We start from the raw sequence: 22,513 nt of genomic DNA on the forward strand, positions 1-22,513 counted from the left end.
TGATACACAACCCGCAACTCCTACAAATATTGTGTTAGGACGTTTAGAACTTGTGACTGTATTACCACTTCCACTTACATTACCAGTAATTGTAGCTAATAATTCAGCAGCTGTTCTATTGTCTGCATAAGTGTAAGTAGTCATATTCGCTGATGTAGTATGATATTTTACAGCCCCACTAGAGTCGCCGTAGTTTTGATTACTCCAGTTTGTTTGTACAATAACATTACTTACACCGTCCCAAACATAAGGTGTGGTAAAGGTAAATGTTTTTACACCAACAGCAAATGTTTCACTTGGGTTGCTGTAAACTTGTGTCAAAGTGCTATTGTCTTTCTGATTAGTTGTTGCTACTGATTGTGTTGTAGTGCCTAACGATATCGAAAAATCATTTCTGTTAGTAGTACCTGTAGTAACAACATCAAATTTAAGCGCTGATATTGAACCTGCAACTAAACCTGCTGCATTTAATTCTGCTGCTGTAAAAATGTATTGATGTTTGTAACCTCCCCAACCATGGTAAAGGAATTGTCCAGCATCATACTCATTTGTTTCAGTACCAACACCTAACTGAACTGCAGTATTAGGAGTCGTTTTTCTGCTACGCAACCAGAAACTTCTGTCTTGGGTTACATCTGTAGCAGATATAAAATCCGGACCTTCAAATAAAGGTACCGCATCATTTTGCGCATCGTACCATGCTGCCATTGCAGTTGGATCTACCAATACGGCAGATAATTCTGCTTTTTGTGGACCACACAATGCCAAAGACGGTGTGTAAGATACAAAATCTGAATAATTACATAAAGTGGTAGCCGCAACAGCACTTGACCATATACTTTGATCTGTTGCAGAACAAACTGAACGCACATACACTTTATAGTCTGTAGAAGGATTTAGCCCTGTTGCAACCAAGTTGGTAACACCAACAGCTGTAGTTCCGTTAAATACAGCTCCAGGTGTTCCTGGGTTACCTGTTGTACGCACTTCTACCTCATAAGCCATTGGATTGGCATTATAAAGATCTTGCCAAGAAACTGTAAAACTGTTTTTACCTATATTGGTAACTTTAATAGTACTGTCTTCAATTGGTTTACAAGAAGGAGCGTCTTCATAATAAATATCGTCAATATTTATATCTACAGATCCAGAACCAACTTCAGAGATAAATGCAAAGTAATCATCTGTAGTAGTTGTCGGAAAATATACTGTATACTCTGTCCATACCGTTGTTAAGGCAATTTTTTTCATCAACGTTCTAGTAGCAGATGCTGTTGTTCCATTCAATGTATAAACTCCTAATTCAGCACCTGAACCGTAAGGCATACGTGCCCAAAAACGCACTCTTTTAGCACCTGCTCCTAAATTATTAGTTTCAGGTGAAACTAAAGCAACAGTATTCCCAGAATTATAAATATAGAAACCTCTATTTCCTGTTCTTTGATTATAATCAGATGTATAACCATAACCATTGTCATTTAAATCAAAATAAGTCCAACATAACGGAACTGTATGATTCGGAGGAGTAGACCATGGGCTTCCTACGTCGGTATTTTCAAACCCTTCAAAAAAGTTATTTGTCACTACATCACATAACGTATTAAATTTTACCGGAAACGGTGTCCACATACCATTTGATGTACCACATTTACTACGTATATAAACTGTATAAACTGTTGAGTGGTTTAAACCTGTAATATTTGTTGTTGTAGCTGGCGTACTAACAATACCTGTTTGTGCCAATCCTGTTGCACCAGAACCTGCTGCGCCAGATGTGCGAATTTCATATTCGTACCCTGTAACACCAGTTCCTAAAGATGCGTCCCATGAAATATTGATAGAATTTGTTGTGATATTATTTACTTTAAGATTTAATGGAAAAATACAAGCTGCCATGTCTTCATAGTAAATATCATCAATAGCTATTTCTAAATAATCGCTCGGATTATTGTGTTCCAATGATATTGCAAAATAATCGTCAGTTGTTGGTGGTAAAGGCACAATATACTCTACGTATGTAGAGCTATTAATATTTATGCTTTGCACCAGTGTTCTTGTAGCTGTATTAGTTGTACCATTCATAGTATAAACAACCAATTTAGGTGTTACACCACCAGCCCAAGGCAACCTTGCAGAAAAACGAATTTGCTTTGTACCGTTCCCTAAATTAACTGTTTCAGGAGAAATTAAAATTAACTGGCCGTCTGTTTGATTTAGAGGGTAACGGTTAAAATAATAATTTCTATTACCTGTTTTAGGATAAAAATTATTAACAGCACCATATGTCCATTGATGATTTGTAGAATTTAAGAGTGTCCAACATAAAGGTACAGTTTGATTACCACTACCACCAATAGGAGTTGTTTCAAATCCTTCGAAGAAATTTGTACTTACAGCGGCAAGTTGTACAACTGTTACTAAATTAGAATTATTAGTACCATTTGAAGTATTACATGTTACTACAAATCGATAATCTGTAGCCACAGTTTGAGTAGTTACTGTATGAGAAAAACCATTTGCACCAGGAATATTAGTCCAAGTTCCAGCTCCTTGTGGAGAACTTTGCCATTGGTATGTCATATTTCCAGCAACGGTTGATCCTGTAGCAGACAAGGTAAAAGGCTGGCTATTGCATGTTCTTGTCGTTACCGATGTCGTTCCAGCTGTTGGAGTACCAGAACAAGCTGGTAAAGCTAAAACATTTACTTTATAGTCATGAGTTTCACCATAATTTGAAGATGTACAAGCATCTACTCCAGTAGTATTATATATAACACGCACACGCATTCTGTGTATACCAACAGGTGCTGTAACAGGAATAGCAATTGATGCAGTTACAAAAGAAGGGCTTTGTGCCAGTGGAAGATCCGTAAGTAATTTTTCAGACGCATCAAAAACACCATTATCATTAAAATCAATCCAAATACTTGCTAACTCATAGGTTGGTGAACTATAAGTAGTATTAATTTGTACAGGATACGTTTGTGATTGCATAACATCTACCGGCGTAAACGATGTTGTTTTATCTGAATAGGCATTTGCTGTTGCATTATTACAACCGGTATTTAAATCACTAATCACAGATGTTCCGTGACCAGTAATAACAAAACTATTTAAGTCATCATCCCAACTACATCCCGTAATGTAAGTAGGTGTACAATAAGTTTGTGCAAACCCATTCATTGTAGACAAAAACAAACTAAAAAACATTAATATCAAGGTTGTATAAGGTAACCACCGTATTTTAAACCTAGACAATTGCGTAATTTTTTTCATAAATATATATTTACAATTAGTCATTTAAACGATAAACTTAAATATTTTTTTTGGTTTTTTTAATATTAAATTATATTATTTTTAACTTTTAACACAACTTATTTAAAACTAAATTTCGTAATAAGTACACAAACGACAAAAGCCACCTAATAATAGGTGGCTTTTATAATAATTATCAATTGAAATTAATCTTTTAATGAAAAATCATTAAAAATTCAAGTCAATTTCTTTCTTTGTTTCTGCGGTTCCAACTAAAATGGTATCGTATTTACGCATACCTGTACCTGCAGGTATTCTGTGACCAACGATAACATTTTCTTTTAAACCTGACAAGTTATCAACTTTACCTGCTACTGCAGCTTCGTTTAATACTTTTGTTGTTTCCTGGAACGACGCTGCCGAAATAAACGATTTAGTTTGTAACGATGCTCTTGTAATACCTTGTAAAACTGGCGTTGCCGTTGCGGTAATTACATCGCGTGCTACTACTAAATTTTTATCTTCACGACGTAAGATCGAGTTTTCATCACGTAAATCACGTACCGAAATAATCTGACCTTCTTTTAAAGTTACAGAATCACCTGCATCTTCAACAACTTTCATTCCGAACAAACGATCGTTTTCACGCATAAAGTCGTCTTTATGAATCAACTGCTCTTCTAAGAATAAGGTATCTCCCGAATCTTGAATCTGTACTTTACGCATCATTTGACGGATTACAACTTCAAAGTGTTTGTCTGAAATTTTCACCCCTTGTAAACGGTAAACTTCTTGAATTTCGTTTACCAAATATTGTTGTACCGAAGACGGACCTTGAATTCTTAAAATATCGTCTGGTGTAATTGCACCATCTGATAATGAAGTTCCGGCTTTAACGAAATCATTTTCTTGAACAAGAATCTGGTTCGACAATTTCACTAAATACTTACGTTGATCATCTTCACCAGTTTTTGGTGTAACAATGATTTCACGATTACCACGTTTGATTTTTCCGAAAGAAACAACACCGTCAATCTCTGCAACAACTGCTGGGTTTGATGGATTACGTGCTTCTAACAACTCGGTAATACGAGGTAAACCTCCGGTGATATCTCCGGTTTTTGATGATTTACGAGGAATCTTAACTAAAACTTTACCAGCTTGAATTTTATCGCCATCGTTAACCATTAAGTGCGCCCCAACCGGTAAGTTGTATGAACGTACTAATTCACCTGATTTGTTATAAATTAATAAAGTAGGAACTAATTTTTTGTTTCTTGATTCTGTAATTACTTTCTCTTGGAAACCTGTCTGCTCATCGATCTCAACCATAAACGTTTGGTTTTGTTCAATGTCTTCGTAAGCAACCTTACCTGTAAATTCAGAAATAATAACACCGTTATATGGATCCCACTTACAAATTACTGTTCCTTCTTCAACAACTTCTTTGTCTTTAACATGAATTGTTGATCCGTAAGGAATGTAATGTGTATTTAAAACGATACCTGTATTTAAATCTACTAATTTTAATTCTGTTGAACGAGAAATTACGATATCGATTTCTTTACCGTCGTTATCTTCACCTTTTACAACTTTTAAATCTTCGATCTCTAAACGACCTTTGAATTTGGTTGTAATAGTTGAAACTTCAGAAATGTTACCTGCCGTACCCCCAACGTGGAACGTACGTAATGTTAACTGTGTACCTGGCTCACCAATAGATTGTGCTGCAATAACACCAACTGCTTCACCTAACTGTGCCATACGGTTTGATGCCAAGTTACGTCCGTAACATTTTACACAAATTCCGTGGTCGGCCTCGCAGGTTAATGCAGAACGCGCTTCTAATTTTTCTAATGGCGATGCGTTAATTTTAGCAATATGTGCTTCTTTAACCATTTCACCAGCAGGAACAATTACTTCGTTTGTTAACGGGTTAACGATATCATCTAAAGTGATACGTCCTAAAACGCGTTCACCTAAAGATTCTACAATTTCTTCGTTTTTCTTCAACGCTTCAAACTCAATACCTCTTAATGTACCACAATCTTCTGAATTAATGATAACATCTTGAGCAACATCGTGTAAACGACGTGTTAAGTATCCAGCATCGGCTGTTTTTAATGCGGTATCGGCAAGACCTTTACGCGCACCGTGCGTTGAAATAAAGTATTCCAAGATCGATAAACCTTCTTTAAAGTTCGAAAGGATCGGGTTTTCGATAATATCTCCACCTGAAGCTGTCGATTTTTTAGGTTTTGCCATCAATCCACGCATACCTGTCAACTGACGGATTTGCTCTTTAGATCCACGCGCTCCAGAATCAAGCATCATGAATACCGAGTTAAACCCTTGTTGGTCTTCACGAATGTTTTTCATTGCCAACTCTGTTAACGCCGCATTTGTTGAAGTCCAAATATCAATTACCTGATTGTAACGCTCGTTGTTGGTAATAAGACCCATGTTATAGTTCATGGTAATACCTTCTACCTGATTGTTAGCATCATCAATCATTCCTTGTTTTTGTTCTGGGATCTTGATATCACCTAAAGAGAAAGATAATCCACCTCTAAATGCGTATCCGTAACCCATATCTTTCATATCGTCCAAGAATTTAGCAGTTGTAGGAACATCTGTTACCGCTAAAATTTTTCCGATAATATCTCTTAAAGATTTTTTAGTTAAAACCTCATTAATATAACCTGCAGCTTCTGGAACTACCTCGTTAAACAAGATACGACCTGCCGATGTTTCAATAATTTGGTTAACCAATTCACCTTCTGCATTAAAATCTTTTGCACGTACTTTAACCGGTGCGTTCAAATCTAAACGTCCTTCGTTAATTGCAATATGCACTTCTTCTACAGAGTAGAATGTTAAACCCTCACCTTTTACAACGTATTCCGGTGTAGTTCTACGGATTTTGGTCATATAATAAAGACCCAAAACCATATCCTGTGAAGGTACTGTAATAGGTGCACCATTCGCCGGGTTTAAAATATTGTGCGATGCCAACATTAACAACTGCGACTCTAAAATAGCCTCTGGTCCTAATGGTAAATGCACCGCCATTTGATCCCCATCGAAATCGGCGTTGAATGCCGTACATACTAATGGGTGTAAACGAATTGCTTTTCCTTCGATTAATTTAGGCTGGAATGCCTGAATACCTAAACGGTGAAGCGTAGGGGCACGGTTTAATAATACCGGGTGACCTTTAATTACGTTTTCTAAAATATCCCAAACAACTGGTTCTTTTTTATCGATGATCTTTTTAGCAGACTTCACAGTTTTTACAATTCCACGCTCAATCAACTTACGGATTACGAATGGTTTGTATAATTCTGCAGCCATATCTTTAGGAAGACCACATTCGTATAATTTTAATTCAGGTCCAACGACAATTACCGAACGAGCAGAGTAATCTACACGTTTACCTAATAAGTTTTGACGGAAACGACCTTGTTTACCTTTTAACGAATCTGACAACGATTTTAACGGACGTTGAGATTCTGTTTTAACTGCTGTAGCTTTACGTGTGTTATCGAACAATGAATCTACTGCTTCTTGTAACATACGTTTTTCGTTACGTAAGATAACTTCAGGAGCTTTAATCTCCATTAATCGTTTTAAACGATTGTTACGTATAATTACACGACGGTATAAATCGTTCAAATCTGACGTTGCAAAACGACCACCATCTAACGGCACCAACGGACGTAATTCTGGCGGGATCACAGGAACCACTTTTAAAATCATCCATTCCGGACGGTTCTCGCGGTTATTGTTTGATTCTCGGAACGCTTCAACAACCTGTAATCGTTTTAACGCTTCGGTTTTACGTTGTTTAGATGTTTCGGTATTAGCTGCGTGACGTAATTGGTAAGACAATGCATCTAAATCGGTACGCTGTAATAAATCCATAATACATTCAGCACCCATTTTAGCGATGAATTTATTTGGATCGTTATCATCTAAATACTGGTTTTCCATTGGAAGGGTATCTAAAATATCTAAATACTCACTCTCTGTAAGGAAATCCAAACGTTTTAGTTCTTCACCATCTGGGCGTTTTGCAACACCTGTTTGGATCACAACATATTTTTCGTAATAAATAATTTCATCTAACTTTTTAGATGGCAATCCTAAAACATAACCAATTTTGTTTGGCAATGAACGGAAATACCAAATATGAGCGATAGGCACCACCAAGTTGATATGCCCTACTCTGTCACGACGAACTTTCTTTTCTGTAACTTCAACCCCACAACGGTCGCAAACGATACCTTTGTAACGGATTCTTTTGTATTTACCACAAGCACATTCATAGTCTTTTACCGGACCAAAAATACGCTCACAGAATAAACCATCGCGCTCTGGTTTGTGCGTACGATAGTTAATTGTTTCAGGTTTTAAAACTTCACCTCTTGATTCTGCAAGAATCGATTCAGGTGATGCCAATCCGATAGAGATTTTGTTAAACCTTTTTACAGTATTATTATCTTTACTGTTGTTTCTATTATTCATCATAGTTTTTACTATTGATTTATTTGCAATTAAAAATTGATTCTTATTTAAGTCGAAAACTTAAACACTACCTCGGATTACTTCTCTAAACTTCAGATGCGTATCTTGAAGTGCTAATTATAAAATATATTTATAAAAAATCGGAACGGTTTACGGGTATAAATCCTAAAAACTTATTGAAATTAAGTATTCAGTTTCCGGGCGATTTACCTAAAAACTGAATACTTTTTGATTTTGTTATTCTTCTAATCTGATATCTAAACCAAGACCTTTTAATTCATGCATTAATACATTGAACGATTCAGGTAATCCTGGTTCTGGCATTGGTTCACCTTTTACGATTGCCTCGTAAGTTTTAGCTCTACCAATAACGTCATCCGATTTAACAGTCAATATCTCACGTAATGTAGCAGATGCACCATAAGCTTCAAGAGCCCAAACCTCCATCTCTCCAAAACGCTGACCTCCAAATAACGCTTTACCACCTAATGGCTGTTGCGTAATTAAAGAGTACGGACCAATAGAACGTGCGTGCATTTTATCATCAACCATGTGTCCTAATTTTAACATATAAATCACACCTACAGTTGCTTTTTGATCAAAACGCTCACCTGTTCCACCATCGTATAAGTAAGTATGTCCAAAACGTGGCACACCTGCTTCGTCTGTTAATTCGTTGATTTGCTCTAAGGAAGCACCATCAAAAATTGGCGTAGCATATTTGCGTCCTAATTTTTTACCAGCCCAACCTAAAACGGTTTCATAAATCTGACCGATGTTCATACGAGATGGTACACCAAGTGGATTTAATACTATATCAACCGGAGTTCCGTCTTCCAAGAAAGGCATGTCTTCATCGCGAACGATTTTTGCAACGATACCTTTGTTACCGTGACGACCCGCCATTTTATCACCAACTTTTAGCTTACGTTTTTTAGCAATGTAAACTTTAGCCAATTTTAAGATACCTGATGGTAATTCGTCACCAACTGTAATCATAAATTTCTCACGACGTAATACTCCTTGAATGTCGTTTAATTTAATTTTATAGTTGTGAATTAAATCGGTAATCATTTCATTGGTATAATCGTCTGTAGCCCACTGCCCTTTTGTTAAGTGTGTAAAATCTTCTACAGCGTGTAACATTTTCAAGGTGAATTTTTTACCTTTTGGTAATACTTCTTCACCTAAATCGTTCATTACACCTTGCGACGTTTTACCATTTACCAAATGGAACAACTTGTCTACCAAACGCTCTTTCAATTCGTTGAATTTAACTTCGAACTGTGTATCCAACAAAGCAATATCTTCTTTGTCTTTAGAACGCTTACGTTTATCTTTTACCGCACGGGCAAATAATTTTTTATCTAAAACTACACCGCGTAACGATGGAGAAGCTTTTAATGATGCATCTTTAACATCACCAGCTTTATCACCAAAAATTGCGCGTAATAATTTTTCTTCCGGTGTTGGATCTGATTCTCCTTTTGGTGTAATTTTACCAATTAAGATATCTCCAGGCTTCACCTCTGCTCCAATACGGATCATTCCGTTTTCATCTAAATCTTTAGTAGCTTCTTCTGAAACGTTCGGAATATCATTCGTTAATTCTTCTGATCCTAATTTAGTATCACGAACTTCTAACGTATAATCATCAATATGGATAGATGTAAAAATATCATCACGTACAACACGTTCAGAAATTACAATTGCATCCTCAAAGTTATAACCTTTCCAAGGCATGAACGCTACTTGTAAGTTACGTCCTAAAGCCAATTCACCGTTTTGTGTAGCATATCCCTCACATAAAACCTGTCCTTTGGTAACACGGTCACCATTACGAACAATTGGTTTAAGGTTGATAGATGTACTTTGGTTGGTTTTACGGAATTTGATCAAGTTGTATGTTTTCTCATCAGCATCGAAACTTACTAAACGCTCGTCATCTGTACGGTCGTATTTAATAGTAATTTTCTGCGCATCTACATAAACAATCTCTCCTGCGCCTTCTGCATTAATCAATACACGAGAATCGGTAGCAACCTGTTTTTCTAATCCGGTACCAACAATTGGAGATTCCGGACGTAATAAAGGTACTGCCTGTCGCATCATGTTTGATCCCATCAACGCACGGTTGGCATCATCATGCTCCAAGAAAGGAATTAACGAAGCCGAAATAGAAGCAATCTGATTAGGCGCGACATCGGCATAGTTCAACTCTTTTGGTTCAACTACCGGGAAATCGGCATCTTGTTTTGCTACTACTCTCTCATCTTCAATTAATCCGTCTTTACCAACAGTTACTGTTGCCTGTGCAATTAATTTTTCTTCTTCTTCTTCTGCCGATAAATAAACCGGAGCTTCATTAATTTGTAAAACTCCATCTACCACTTTACGGTAAGGTGTTTCAATGAATCCCATTGCGTTTACTTTTGCATAAACTGCCAAAGATGAAATCAAACCAATGTTTGGTCCCTCTGGAGTTTCGATCGGACATAAACGACCATAGTGCGTATAGTGAACGTCACGAACCTCGAATCCTGCTCTTTCACGAGAAAGACCACCTGGTCCTAATGCCGATAAACGACGCTTATGTGTAATCTCTGCCAATGGATTGGTTTGATCCATGAACTGAGACAACTGGTTTGTTCCGAAGAATGAGTTGATAACCGATGATAATGTTTTTGCATTAATCAAATCGATTGGTGTAAACACCTCGTTATCACGAACGTTCATACGCTCGCGAATTGTACGCGCCATACGTGCTAAACCAACACCAAATTGTGCCGATAACTGCTCGCCAACTGTACGTACACGACGGTTTGACAAGTGATCAATATCATCGATCTCTGCTTTTGAATTAATAAGCTCGATCAAATATTTAACAATAGTGATGATATCTTCTTTTGTTAAAACTTGCTTATCGATCGGCGTATTTAAGTTCAATTTTTTATTCATTCTGTAACGACCTACATCACCTAAATTGTAACGTTGATCAGAGAAGAATAATTTATCTATGATACCTCTTGCTGTCTCTTCATCAGGAGGTAATGCGTTTCTTAATTGACGGTAAATATATTCTACAGCTTCTTTTTCAGAGTTTGTTGGATCTTTTTGAAGCGTGTTGTGTATAATGGTATAATCGGCAAGGTTACTGTCTTCTTTATGTAAAAGAATTGTTTTAACGTCTGCCTCTATAATTTCCTCAACATTGTCTTTATCTAAAACAATATCACGGTCTAAAATAATTTCGGTACGTGGTATCGTTACAACTTCACCTGTATCCTCATCAACGAAATCCTCATGCCAGATATTTAATACACGTGCAGCCAAACGACGCCCTATGTATTTTTTTAATCCTGTTTTAGATACTTTTACTTCTTCTGCAAGGTCGAAAATCTCTAGGATATCCTTGTCTCTTTCAAAACCAATTGCACGGAATAAAGTAGTTACAGGTAATTTTTTCTTACGATCAATGTACGCGTACATTACACTGTTAATGTCTGTAGCAAATTCAATCCAAGAACCCTTGAAAGGAATAATACGTGCAGAGTACAACTTGGTACCGTTTGCGTGGAATGACTGACCGAAGAAAACACCCGGTGATCTGTGTAATTGCGAAACAACAACGCGCTCCGCACCATTAATTACAAAGGTTCCACTTGGTGTCATATATGGTATAGTACCTAAATACACGTCTTGAACGATAGTTTCAAAATCTTCGTGTTCTGGGTCTGTACAATATAATTTTAAACGAGCTTTAAGAGGTACACTATAAGTTAAACCTCTGTCAATACATTCTTCAATTGAATAACGTGGTGGATCTACGAAATAGTCTAAAAATTCCAGTACGAATTGGTTGCGTGTATCCGTGATTGGAAAGTTTTCCATAAAGGTTTTGTACAAACCTTCGTTACCTCTTTCATCTGATTTCGTTTCTAATTGAAAAAAATCTTTAAACGATTTTACCTGAATATCTAGAAAATCTGGATAAGCAGGGATATTTTTCGTAGAGGCAAAATTTAATCTTTCAGTATGATTTGTAATCATTAATGAACAAAATTTTGGTTTAAAAAAGTAGTTTTTGTGTAAAACACAACTAATCAATACTTCCTAATTTTAAATAATCAATACATCTTAAAAACAAGTCAGGAAAGTTACTTGCCCTTTTCTTCGTTATTGATTATTTTTTATATGCAAAATGGTTTAGGCCATTGGAAGTACTTCCAAGGCCTAAACCGTAAAAATTTATATGTGTGAGATTATTTTAACTCAACAACAGCACCAGCTTCTTCTAATGCTTTCTTCAATCCTTCAGCTTCGTCTTTAGAAATACCTTCTTTAACGTTTGCTGGAGTACCGTCTACTAAATCTTTAGCTTCTTTTAATCCTAAACCTGTTAATTCTTTAACAGCTTTAACTACAGCTAATTTAGAAGCACCAGCTTCTTTTAATACAACTGTAAATTCTGTTTGCTCTTCAGCAGCAGCAGCTTCACCACCACCTGATACTACAACTGCAGCAGCAGCTGGTTCGATACCATACTCATCTTTTAATATAGTTGCTAATTCGTTAACTTCTTTAACTGTTAAGTTAACTAATTGCTCTGCGAATTGTTTCAAATCTGCCATTTGTTCTATCTTTTAATTTGAATTTGTAATAATATAATTTATTAATGTGCGTTCTGTTGAACATTTAAAAACAGTTGTAGAAAACTACTATTCTTCGTCTTTAAATTGATTTTTAAGAGCAGAAATAACTCTTTGAGCAGGAGATTGTAATAATCCAATGATTTCACCAATCATCTCTTCTCTAGACTTAATTGCAACTAATGAATCTAATTGGTTATCGCCAATATAAATTTCTTCGTTGATGTAAGCTCCTTTTAATTCTGGTTTTGTACCTTTTTTACGGAATTCTTTTATGATTTTTGCTGGTGCACTTGCAGTTTCAGCAATCATAATAGCGCTGTTTCCTTTTAAAATAGAAGGTAAATCACCATACTCGTTTTCTGATGCTTCCATTGCTTTTGCAAGCAACGTGTTCTTAACTACTTCTAACTTGATACCTGCTTTAAAACAAGCTCTACGTAAATCTGAAGTAGTAGATGCATTTAATCCAGAAATATCTGCAACGTAAATAACTTTAGTGTCAGCTAACTGTGCAGTTAAATCTTGAATCGCAATTGATTTGTCTTCTCTAGTCATACTAAATAATTTTAACTACCAATTATACTGCTTTTGGATCTAAAGCAATTGCAGGGCTCATTGTACTTGATATGTGAATAGACTTGATATAAGTACCTTTAGCTGCAGTTGGTTTTAATTTAATTAATGTTTGAATTATCTCCGCTGCATTTTCTGTAATTTGGTCAGCACCAAAAGATACTCTACCGATACCAGCGTGAACGATACCTGTTTTATCAACTTTAAAGTCAATTTTTCCAGATTTCACTTCTTGTACCGCTTTTGCAACATCCATTGTTACTGTACCTGTTTTTGGGTTAGGCATTAAACCACGAGGTCCTAAAACACGACCTAATGGACCTAATTTACCCATAACTGCAGGCATCGTAATAATTACATCGATATCAGTCCAACCATCTTTAATTTTTTGTAGATAGTCATCTAAACCTACGTGGTCTGCACCAGCAGCTTTAGCTTCTGCTTCTTTGTCTGGAGTAACTAACGCCAATACTCTTACATCTTTACCTGTACCGTGTGGTAATGTTACAACCCCACGTACCATTTGATTTGCTTTACGAGGATCTACTCCTAAACGTACTGCAATATCAACAGACTCATCAAATTTTGCAGAAGAAACTTCTTTAATTAATGCAGATGCATCTTTTAAAGAATATAATTTGTTCTTCTCAATTTTTGCTGCAGCCTCTTTTTGCTTTTTTGTCAATTTTGCCATTTCTTCTTTTCTTTAAGATTAAAAAGGAGCGTTCCCTGTTACCGTGATTCCCATAGAGCGTGCAGTTCCAGCAATCATAGACATAGCTTTCTCAATTGTGAATGCATTTAAGTCTGCCATTTTGTCTTCAGCGATTGCTTTTACTTGATCCCATGTGATAGAAGCAACTTTTTTACGGTTTGGTTGCCCAGAACCGCCTTTAAGTTTTGCAGCTTCTAATAATTGAACAGCAGCAGGTGGCGTTTTAACTACAAAGTCAAAAGATTTGTCCTTGTAAACTGTAATCTGTACTGGTAAAACTTTTCCTGGTTTATCCTGTGTTCTAGCATTAAATTGCTTACAGAATTCCATGATGTTAACTCCAGCAGCCCCCAAAGCAGGTCCAACCGGTGGCGAAGGATTCGCAGCACCTCCCTTAACTTGTAGTTTAACTACTTTACTAATTTCTTTTGCCATTTTTAAAAAAATTTAGCACATCTTTCAATTGGAAGCGATTGATGTGATATGTATGTAACAATTATACTTTCTCTACTTGTGTGAAGCTTAATTCTAAAGGTGTTTTTCTTCCGAAAATTTTCACCATTACTTCAAGCTTGCGTTTGTCTTCGTTTACTTTTTCTATAGTTCCGTTGAAACCATTAAAAGGACCATCGACAACTTTTACTGTTTCACCTATTTCATAAGGAATTAATCCATGATCTACAGATACAGCCAATTCATCTACTTTACCAAGCATACGGTTAACCTCTGCCATTCTTAAAGGCACAGGATCTCCGCCACGGGTTTCACCCAAGAAACCAATTACGCCTGCAATAGATTTTATTATGTGTGGTAATTCGCCAGTAAGGTTTGCTTCAATCATTACATATCCTGGAAAATAAATACGCTCTTTTGTTACTTTTTTTCCGTCGCGTTGCGAAACTACTTTTTCAGTTGGTACTAAAACCTGCGAAAGGTAATCTTCCATACCCAAACGCACAATTTCGCTTTCTATGTAACCTTTTACTTTATTCTCTTGTCCGCTTACAGCTCTAACTACATACCATTTTTTAATACTACCTTCTGTCATGCTCTTTTAAATTACGAATTTAAAAGGTTGAAGAAACCAGCAAGAGCTTCAGAAAACAACGTATCTACGCCCCATGTAGCTAATGAAAGTACTACTGTAAAGATAGCAACAATAATTGTATAGCGTTGTACCTCTGCCCATGGTGTCCATGTAACATTAGATTTTAATTCGGTAAACGCGTCAGATATATAATTAACTACTTTTGCCATAATATTATTTTTTGCACGGGTGGAGGGATTCGAACCCCCATCAACGGTTTTGGAGACCGCTATTCTACCCTTGAACTACACCCGTTTGTTAAAAAGTTGGCAGAATATCTGCCAACTTAAATTATTTATTTAAACTTGTAATTAGTCTAAAATTTCAGTTACCTGACCAGCACCTACTGTACGACCACCTTCGCGGATAGCGAAACGTAAACCTACTGATAATGCGATTGGTTGTAATAAATCAACGTGGATAGTTAAGTTATCACCTGGCATAACCATCTCCGTTCCTTCTGGTAACATGATTGTTCCTGTTACGTCAGTTGTACGAACGTAGAACTGAGGACGGTAGTTATTGTGGAATGGGGTGTGGCGTCCACCTTCTTCTTTTTTCAAGATATAAACCTCTGCTTTGAATTTAGCGTGTGGTTTAACTGATCCTGGCTTAACGATAACCATACCACGACGGATATCTTCTTTAGCAATACCTCTTAATAAGATACCTGCGTTATCTCCAGCTTCACCTCTATCAAGGATTTGACGGAACATTTCGATACCAGTTACAGTAGAAGTTAATTTATCTGCACCCATACCAATGATTTCAACAGGATCTCCTGTATTACAAACACCTGTTTCGATACGACCTGTAGCAACAGTTCCACGACCTGTAATTGTAAATACGTCTTCAACTGGCATTAAGAATGGTTTTGCAGTATCACGCTCTGGCTCTTCGATCCAAGCATCAACAGCAGACATTAATTCTAATACTGTATCAACCCATTTTGGCTCACCGTTTAATGCACCTAAAGCAGATCCTTGGATAACCGGTCCGTTATCTCCATCATACTGATAGAAAGACAATAAGTCACGGATTTCCATTTCTACTAACTCTAATAACTCAGCATCGTCAACCATGTCAACTTTGTTCATGAATACAACCATACGAGGAATACCAACCTGGCGACCTAATAAGATGTGCTCACGAGTTTGTGGCATTGGACCATCTGTAGCAGCAACTACTAAGATAGCACCGTCCATTTGTGCAGCACCAGTAACCATGTTCTTAACGTAATCCGCGTGACCTGGACAGTCAACGTGAGCGTAGTGACGGTTAGCTGTAGCATATTCTACGTGAGATGTATTAATTGTAATACCTCTTTCTTTTTCTTCTGGAGCGTTATCAATTTGATCAAATGATTTAGCCTCTGAATAACCTGCATCTGCCAATACTTTAGTGATAGCAGCTGTTAATGTTGTTTTACCGTGATCTACGTGTCCGATAGTACCAATATTTAAGTGAGGTTTCGAACGATCAAAATTTCCTTTTGCCATGATCTGTTTAATTTAATCTTAGTTATATAATTAGTGTTCAACTTTAATCACCTTTGAGCCAACGACGGGATTTGAACCCGTGACCTCTTCCTTACCAAGGAAGCACTCTACCCCTGAGCTACGCCGGCAAAAAAGATTATTGTGGGGAGAGCAGGATTCGAACCTGCGAAGGTTTCCCAACGGATTTACAGTCCGTCCTCGTTGGCCGCTTGAGTATCTCCCCTTACCTGTTATTTTTACAACTTTTCTTGTTGAAGAGCCTTTGGAGGGACTCGAACCCACGACCTGCTGATTACAAATCAGCTGCTCTAGCCAGCTGAGCTACAAAGGCAACTTAAAAAAAGTCCGCTATTTCTAACGGACTGCAAATATATATACTTATTTAAAAAAATAAAAACTTTTTTAAGTTTTTTTACTTTTTTAATGTGCTTTAACTTTCTCTTTGCGTTTTACAAGTAATCGTTCTAAAGCCTCTGCACCCATATCCGTTGCTTCCTCAAACGATTTAGCTGTTTTTTTAACCACTAAATCATCGCCCGGAATTCGCACAATAATATCTACTGACTTGTTTTCTTTGTCACTTGTATTTTCCGTATGCAAAGATACATCAATTACAACAATTTTATCATAAAACTGCTGTAATTTTTCTAAACGAATGTTTATAAAATCTACTAACTTTCGATCAATATTAAAATTAACCGCTTGAACATTTACTTTCATAAAAATTATATTTTAAAGGTTCATATTAAATCTTCTTCTTCGGTATTAAAACGCGGATGTGTTTTACTGTACATTTTTTTTAATTCTGCCAAACTTGTGTGCGTATAAATCTGGGTTGACGATAAACTTGAATGCCCCAGCAATTCTTTAATTGTATTTAAATTGGCACCTGCGTTTAGCATATGTGTAGCAAATGTATGGCGTAACACATGCGGGCTTTTTTTTCCTTTAGAAGTTACACCTCTAAAATAATTATTTATTAATCGATAAACAAATGTTTGATTTAAATTTTGCGTGTTTTTTAACAAAAAGATATTTTGACTGTAACCATCTCCAAACTGCAACCTGCGTTTTTCGATAAATTCTGATAAAATATCGACTACAGATGAAAGTATCGGAATAATACGTTCTTTAGATCGTTTACCTAAAACTTTTATTTCGCGTCGATTTAAATCGACATCATGTAACTGTAAATCGATTAATTCGCTCTTACGGACACCTAACGTATAAAAGAGCACGATGATCACGTAATTCTGCAATCCGAAATAATCATCATCGAAATCGGTACGTTCTATTTTCTTCATTTCGTCTTCAGAAAAAGGCACCTGCAATACTTTTTTAATCCGCAAGGCTTTATGTGCCTGCAACGGATAACTGCTTATTGTTTTGGTAATGTACAAAAATTTGAAGTAACTTTTTAACGATGCTATTTTACGGTTTATAGAATTGTTGCTCATTTTTTTTGAAGACAATGATACAATCCAATTTCTTATGTGCTGATAAACTATTTCATTAACCGCAGAAACATCTTTTACAGTGAATTCTAAAAACGATTCCACATCGGTCACATAAGCATTCACGGTATGTAACGAAAAGTGTTTTTCTTTTAAAAGATAGTCGTAATAAGGTTTAATAAATTTTTCCATACAAAAATCGCTAATCAAAGTTACCTTTAATTAGCGATTTTAAAAATATTATTTTAAAAACTTACTAGATTTCTACTGCATCTCTTAAGCCTTGTACATATTGTGCTTTTTGCAATTGAGCGCGTTTTGTTATAGAAGGTTTCGTAAAGTTTTTACGAGATCTTAACTGACGTAACGTTCCTGTTTTGTCAAATTTTCTTTTGTAACGTTTTAACGCTCTATCAATATTTTCTCCGTCTTTAATTGGAATGATCAACATAATTTATACACCTCCTTTCGTTATGGCTGCAAATGTAGGGATATTTTTTTGAATAAAGCAGATAAAATAATTTAGTTTTTTAAAAATTCTCGAAATAACTAATTTTTAAATTTATGAGCATAAATAATATAGTGTATTGAATTTATTAATAGTTTATACACTTGTCATATTCCTTCACAACCTTAATAACAGATTCTAAATCAATATCATTTTCCCATTTTTTTACTATAGCATTTGCTTTTTCACAATTATTTGTAAGCTCTAATAATTTGGTTTTTAAATCTACAAAATCATTAAAAATCAATTCTTTTCTATCTCCTTTACCTGCTATGATTATTTTTTTATATAAATAAGATTGAACAGAATTTATAGGTAATATTAAGTAATACGCCTTTTTATTTTCATTAATTCTTGCTAAAAAAATCACCTTACTATCATCAGCATCAAAATAAATGTTTCTAGTTGGAGAATTAATAATGAATCCATTTAAATCTAAAGGAGATGAGGAAACATCCTTTCCATTTAAATCATAATCTACTTGATTTAAAAAGGCTCCTTCTAAATTTTGGAAAGTCTCAAAACGATCCTTAAAATTGACTTGAATTGTATCATTGTTATTATTAATGATCCAACCTTTTGATTGTGCTGACACTACAGTAGTAATAAACGTGAACAATACTGGCGCAAATAATGAGATTTTTTTCATGGTCTTTTGTTTTTTTTAAAATTTTTTCATATTTCTAGATCACAAAAATAAACTATATTTTTAGTTACACAACTATTTAAATAGTTAACCAACTACATTTTTAGTTTAACACTAATTATAACAGTATTTGAAAAACAAAAAAGAGGAAAAACCATTACAGCCTTTCCTCTTTTATCTATTTTCTACTCTCTAAAAGAATTAGTCTTTTAAGATATTTCTAGAAATAACCAGCTTTTGAATTTCGGTTGTTCCTTCGCCAATAGTACATAATTTAGAATCGCGGAAGAATTTCTCTACCGGAAAATCTTTTGTATAACCGTAACCACCGTGAATTTGGATTGCTTCGGTAGAAACTTTTACACAAACTTCAGACGCATACATTTTCGCCATTGCACCTGCCGTTGTAACTGGCTTGTGATTATTTTTTAAATATGCTGCTTTGTGTAATAATAATTCTGAAGCTTCGATTTCTGTTGCCATATCAGCTAATTTAAAACCGATTGCCTGAAATTCTGAAATTGGCTTACCAAACTGTACGCGTTCTTTTGAATATTTCAATGATGCTTCGTAAGCTCCTTTTGCAATTCCTAAAGACAATGCACCGATTGAAATACGACCACCATCTAAAATTTTCATAGCCTGGATAAATCCTTCACCTACTTCACCTAAACGGTTTGCATCAGAAACACGACAATTATCGAAAATCAATTCTGCTGTTTCAGAAGCACGCATTCCCAATTTATTTTCTTTTTTACCTGATGAAAATCCAGGTGTTCCTTTTTCAATTACAAAAGCGGTCATTCCACGAGAATCACCTTTTTCGCCTGTACGAACAATTACTACAGCAACATCACCAGAAATTGCGTGTGTAATAAAGTTTTTAGCTCCGTTAAGAACCCAATCGTTACCGTCTTTAACCGCAGTAGTTGACATTCCGCCAGCATCAGATCCTGTGTTGTGCTCCGTTAATCCCCAAGCACCAATCCATTCACCTGTTGCTAATTTAGGAATCCATTTTTTCTTTTGCTCGTCGTTCGCGAACGTTAAAATATGATTTGTACATAATGAATTGTGAGCCGCAACCGACAAACCAATCGAAGAATCTACTTTAGAAATTTCTTCAATTATGGTAATGTATTCGTGATAACCTAGACCAGATCCGCCTAATTCTTCAGGAACCAAAACACCCATATACCCCATTTCTCCTAACTTCTTAAATAATTCTACAGGAAAAGTCTGTGCTTCGTCCCATATCATAATATTCGGACGGATTTCTTTTTCTGCAAAATCTCTAATCGATTGCGCAATCATTGCCTGTGTTTCGTTATACTCAAAATTCATTTTATACCTTTTTAATTTACTTTATTGCTTTATTTTCTAAAAATCCAAATATAACCTAATTATCTTTAATTTGTCAAGTGGAAAATTATTAATTTTTTCTAAATCTTCAATTTTCAACGGAATTTCCTGTTTACTGCGATAAACCACAATTTGCCGAGCTATGTGACTGTTGATATATGGAATTTGAGCCAACTCTTCTTTTGTAGCTGTGTTCACATTTACTTTCTTGATTGTCGCAGAATTCTTAACCGAAGTATTCTGCTTTAATATTTTGACCGCTTCGGGACGCAATCCTTTTATAAAATCTATTTGATGGATTGATACAAAACCTCCTAATTTTTCGCGTTCATTTATAATTGCATTCGCATAATAATCACCAATTCCTTTTATGGCAACCAAATCTTCAACGGTAGCTTTGTTTAAATCGATATTTTTAAGAACAACCGGTTCACTATTTTCTGCATAAGAGTTCGCTTTTTTACTCTGTGTCCATTCCGGAAATTTAAAATAAGGCGAAATTTTATCAAGTACTTCAGTTGAAACTCCTGTAACCTTCTGAAATTCGGCAGCGGAATTGACATATTCTCCTGTTGATCTAAATTTCAGTAGTTTATCAATTTCTGCAGTGGTCATTCCTAATTTAAATCCTTTGTAATCAGTAATGAAATTTGGATTAAAAGGCTGAAGATCGAATTTCTTCAACGCTAATTGTTTTAAACTATCAATTTGCAACTGTGTTTTGCCATCTACTTTATAATCGGCAGTTTCGTTAGTAAATGATCTGCTTTTTACAATAAATATCACAGCCTGCAAAAACACAATGATTACTACGAAAGCCACAAGACCTCTGCGGTGTTTGTTGCTGAAATACGGAATCTGCGCTTTCATCTGTTCATTAATTTTATGCCGATTTCACAATTTAAACACCGTCTTAAATCGCAGTAATTTTTCTTTAAGAACAATACCGACTGGCTGTCTAACGACGATGTTACGGAAACATGCAATTTTTGAAACATTTCGGTGGTGCTGTTTTTTTCCAAATCGATTGACCGATAATGTTGTAAAACTTCTTCGCTAATATCTCGCCCCAACTGCTGATGATATACGTATTGAAAAGGCAACACGGTATTTATAAGCAACAAATTGTAAAACGACTGCGAAATCGTTTTCTTGCGAATTTTATGTTCTTTGCTAAAAACATAATGCGTCTGCCAATAATCAGAAACCGGTGCTCCCAACAGATAATTGTTACGAGAAACGCTTTCAGGATTTCGAACTAAATCAAACAAAAAAGGCTGGTTGTAAATGAACGACGCAAACTGAATTAAACGAATTGTAGGAAAATTATCTGGTCGCAACTTGTAATAACTCGCCGTATTTACGGTTTGTTTTAAATTGTATTTCTGCTTTAAATAAGTATACGTTTTTTGTAGTGTTTTAAGGTAATAATCTTCACTTTCCGACTCAAGCAAATTGGCAGTTCCCAAAAACAACGCTTCTAAATGAACCAAATGCGCTTGTTCTTTACGAATGATTTTCAGCGGAAGATTTTTCGCAACTTCATAAAAAACTTCTCCGTTAATATTCAAGCCGAAATTACGCAGCAACATGCGATAAAACGATTCTTCCCAATTGTTGTTGGTCTGTTTCAGCTCTTTTACAATGCGGTTTGTAAACTGCTCTAAACGTTCAACCATTAACTTCTCTTTCCACAAAAGCCAATCGAACGAATTGAATTGCTTAATATAATCTTCGCAAAAAATATACTGCGGATTTAATTTAAACTGATGATACGCATTAAAAACATCTTCGGAAATATAATCTTTTAAAACAATTGTAGGAATTTCGGTTCCGTTAGATCGAACAACAGATAAATCGTTGTTCCAAACCACATGTAAAATTACGTTTTGATAAGCAGGATCGATTTCATGGTGATGCGCATACCAATCAGAAGCATTTATGTGCATTTCTACGTTTCCTGCCCATAATTGACCGTCGATATAAACTTGTGCGTTAAAAAAATCCGGCCCTTCTGTCCCTAAATACAAACCGAAATCTTTTATAACGACCTCATTGTTCTGAACTGTTTTGAGTGAAGTATTGTTAAGCTTTTTGAATCTCCACACATAATGTAAAAAATCTTCCCGCATAATAAAAAGCTTTTTATAAATATAAATTAAAATATTTAAAATTCCTAATTATCAGTTGGTTAAATTTAAAATTTTGATAAAACCCTAAAAGAAAAAGGAGCAA

The 22,513-nt window shown here is 35.5% G+C and carries 17 protein-coding genes and 4 tRNA genes; all 21 read right to left on the reverse strand.

What is annotated here, in order from left to right:
* Positions 1-3,276 (reverse strand): GEVED domain-containing protein (locus tag F0460_RS12445; protein WP_190304150.1); only part of this gene is annotated, 3,276 nt, incomplete at its 3' end.
* A 207-nt stretch (positions 3,277-3,483) separates the two neighbouring features.
* Positions 3,484-7,785 carry a DNA-directed RNA polymerase subunit beta' gene (gene rpoC, locus F0460_RS12450; protein ID WP_150013706.1) on the reverse strand — a complete coding sequence of 1,434 codons (4,302 nt, stop codon included), beginning with the start codon at positions 7,783-7,785 and terminating at the stop codon, positions 3,484-3,486.
* Positions 7,786-8,019: 234 nt separating this feature from the next.
* On the reverse strand, positions 8,020-11,832 hold the full coding sequence (gene rpoB, locus F0460_RS12455) for a DNA-directed RNA polymerase subunit beta (protein ID WP_150013708.1): 3,813 nt from the start codon (positions 11,830-11,832) through the stop codon (positions 8,020-8,022).
* A 212-nt stretch (positions 11,833-12,044) separates the two neighbouring features.
* Positions 12,045-12,413 (reverse strand): 50S ribosomal protein L7/L12, encoded by a 369-nt coding sequence (gene rplL / locus F0460_RS12460; protein WP_091522731.1) that lies wholly within the window; start codon positions 12,411-12,413, stop codon positions 12,045-12,047.
* A gap of 87 nt (positions 12,414-12,500) precedes the next feature.
* Positions 12,501-12,989, reverse strand: coding sequence for a 50S ribosomal protein L10 (gene rplJ / locus F0460_RS12465; protein ID WP_150013710.1), 489 nt, complete (start codon positions 12,987-12,989; stop codon positions 12,501-12,503).
* Positions 12,990-13,011: 22 nt separating this feature from the next.
* Positions 13,012-13,701, reverse strand: coding sequence for a 50S ribosomal protein L1 (gene rplA, locus F0460_RS12470; RefSeq protein ID WP_150013712.1), 690 nt, complete (start codon positions 13,699-13,701; stop codon positions 13,012-13,014).
* Positions 13,702-13,719: 18 nt separating this feature from the next.
* Positions 13,720-14,157 (reverse strand): 50S ribosomal protein L11, encoded by a 438-nt coding sequence (gene rplK / locus F0460_RS12475; protein WP_150013714.1) that lies wholly within the window; start codon positions 14,155-14,157, stop codon positions 13,720-13,722.
* Positions 14,158-14,218: 61 nt separating this feature from the next.
* Positions 14,219-14,770, reverse strand: coding sequence for a transcription termination/antitermination protein NusG (gene nusG, locus F0460_RS12480; RefSeq protein ID WP_124900438.1), 552 nt, complete (start codon positions 14,768-14,770; stop codon positions 14,219-14,221).
* An 11-nt stretch (positions 14,771-14,781) separates the two neighbouring features.
* Positions 14,782-14,979 (reverse strand): preprotein translocase subunit SecE, encoded by a 198-nt coding sequence (gene secE / locus F0460_RS12485; protein ID WP_091522715.1) that lies wholly within the window; start codon positions 14,977-14,979, stop codon positions 14,782-14,784.
* Positions 14,980-14,993: 14 nt separating this feature from the next.
* Positions 14,994-15,064 (reverse strand) — tRNA-Trp (locus tag F0460_RS12490).
* A 56-nt stretch (positions 15,065-15,120) separates the two neighbouring features.
* Complete coding sequence (tuf, locus tag F0460_RS12495; RefSeq protein WP_150013716.1) at positions 15,121-16,308, reverse strand: elongation factor Tu; 1,188 nt, start codon at positions 16,306-16,308, stop codon at positions 15,121-15,123.
* Positions 16,309-16,364: 56 nt separating this feature from the next.
* Positions 16,365-16,436, reverse strand: a tRNA-Thr gene (locus tag F0460_RS12500).
* A gap of 14 nt (positions 16,437-16,450) precedes the next feature.
* Positions 16,451-16,531: transfer RNA gene (locus F0460_RS12505), tRNA-Tyr, on the reverse strand.
* Between the two features lie 34 nt (positions 16,532-16,565).
* Positions 16,566-16,639 (reverse strand) — tRNA-Thr (locus F0460_RS12510).
* Positions 16,640-16,728: 89 nt separating this feature from the next.
* Positions 16,729-17,028, reverse strand: a complete 300-nt coding sequence (hpf, locus tag F0460_RS12515) for a ribosome hibernation-promoting factor, HPF/YfiA family (protein ID WP_150013718.1) — start codon at positions 17,026-17,028, stop codon at positions 16,729-16,731.
* 20 nt (positions 17,029-17,048) lie between these two features.
* Positions 17,049-17,954: a tyrosine-type recombinase/integrase gene (locus F0460_RS12520; protein WP_150013720.1), complete on the reverse strand. Its 906-nt coding sequence runs from the start codon at positions 17,952-17,954 to the stop codon at positions 17,049-17,051.
* 64 nt (positions 17,955-18,018) lie between these two features.
* Positions 18,019-18,213 (reverse strand): 30S ribosomal protein S21, encoded by a 195-nt coding sequence (gene rpsU, locus F0460_RS12525; RefSeq protein ID WP_150013722.1) that lies wholly within the window; start codon positions 18,211-18,213, stop codon positions 18,019-18,021.
* A 145-nt stretch (positions 18,214-18,358) separates the two neighbouring features.
* Positions 18,359-18,919, reverse strand: coding sequence for a hypothetical protein (locus F0460_RS12530; RefSeq protein ID WP_150013724.1), 561 nt, complete (start codon positions 18,917-18,919; stop codon positions 18,359-18,361).
* A gap of 198 nt (positions 18,920-19,117) precedes the next feature.
* The gene (locus tag F0460_RS12535; protein WP_150013726.1) at positions 19,118-20,260 is read right to left on the reverse strand and encodes an acyl-CoA dehydrogenase family protein; all 1,143 of its coding nucleotides are present in this window, start codon (positions 20,258-20,260) and stop codon (positions 19,118-19,120) included.
* 36 nt (positions 20,261-20,296) lie between these two features.
* A complete protein-coding gene (locus tag F0460_RS12540; protein ID WP_150013728.1) occupies positions 20,297-21,148 on the reverse strand; it encodes a ComEA family DNA-binding protein in 852 nt (283 codons plus the stop codon).
* Entirely contained in the window at positions 21,145-22,410 is a 1,266-nt protein-coding gene (locus F0460_RS12545) for a DUF2851 family protein (protein WP_150013730.1), read from the reverse strand. Before F0460_RS12545 ends, F0460_RS12540 begins: the two co-directional genes overlap by 4 nt.
* Positions 22,411-22,513: the final 103 nt, after the last annotated feature.

Source organism: Paenimyroides baculatum (genome assembly GCF_008629655.1).
GTDB classification, from domain to species: Bacteria; Bacteroidota; Bacteroidia; order Flavobacteriales; family Flavobacteriaceae; genus Flavobacterium; species Flavobacterium baculatum.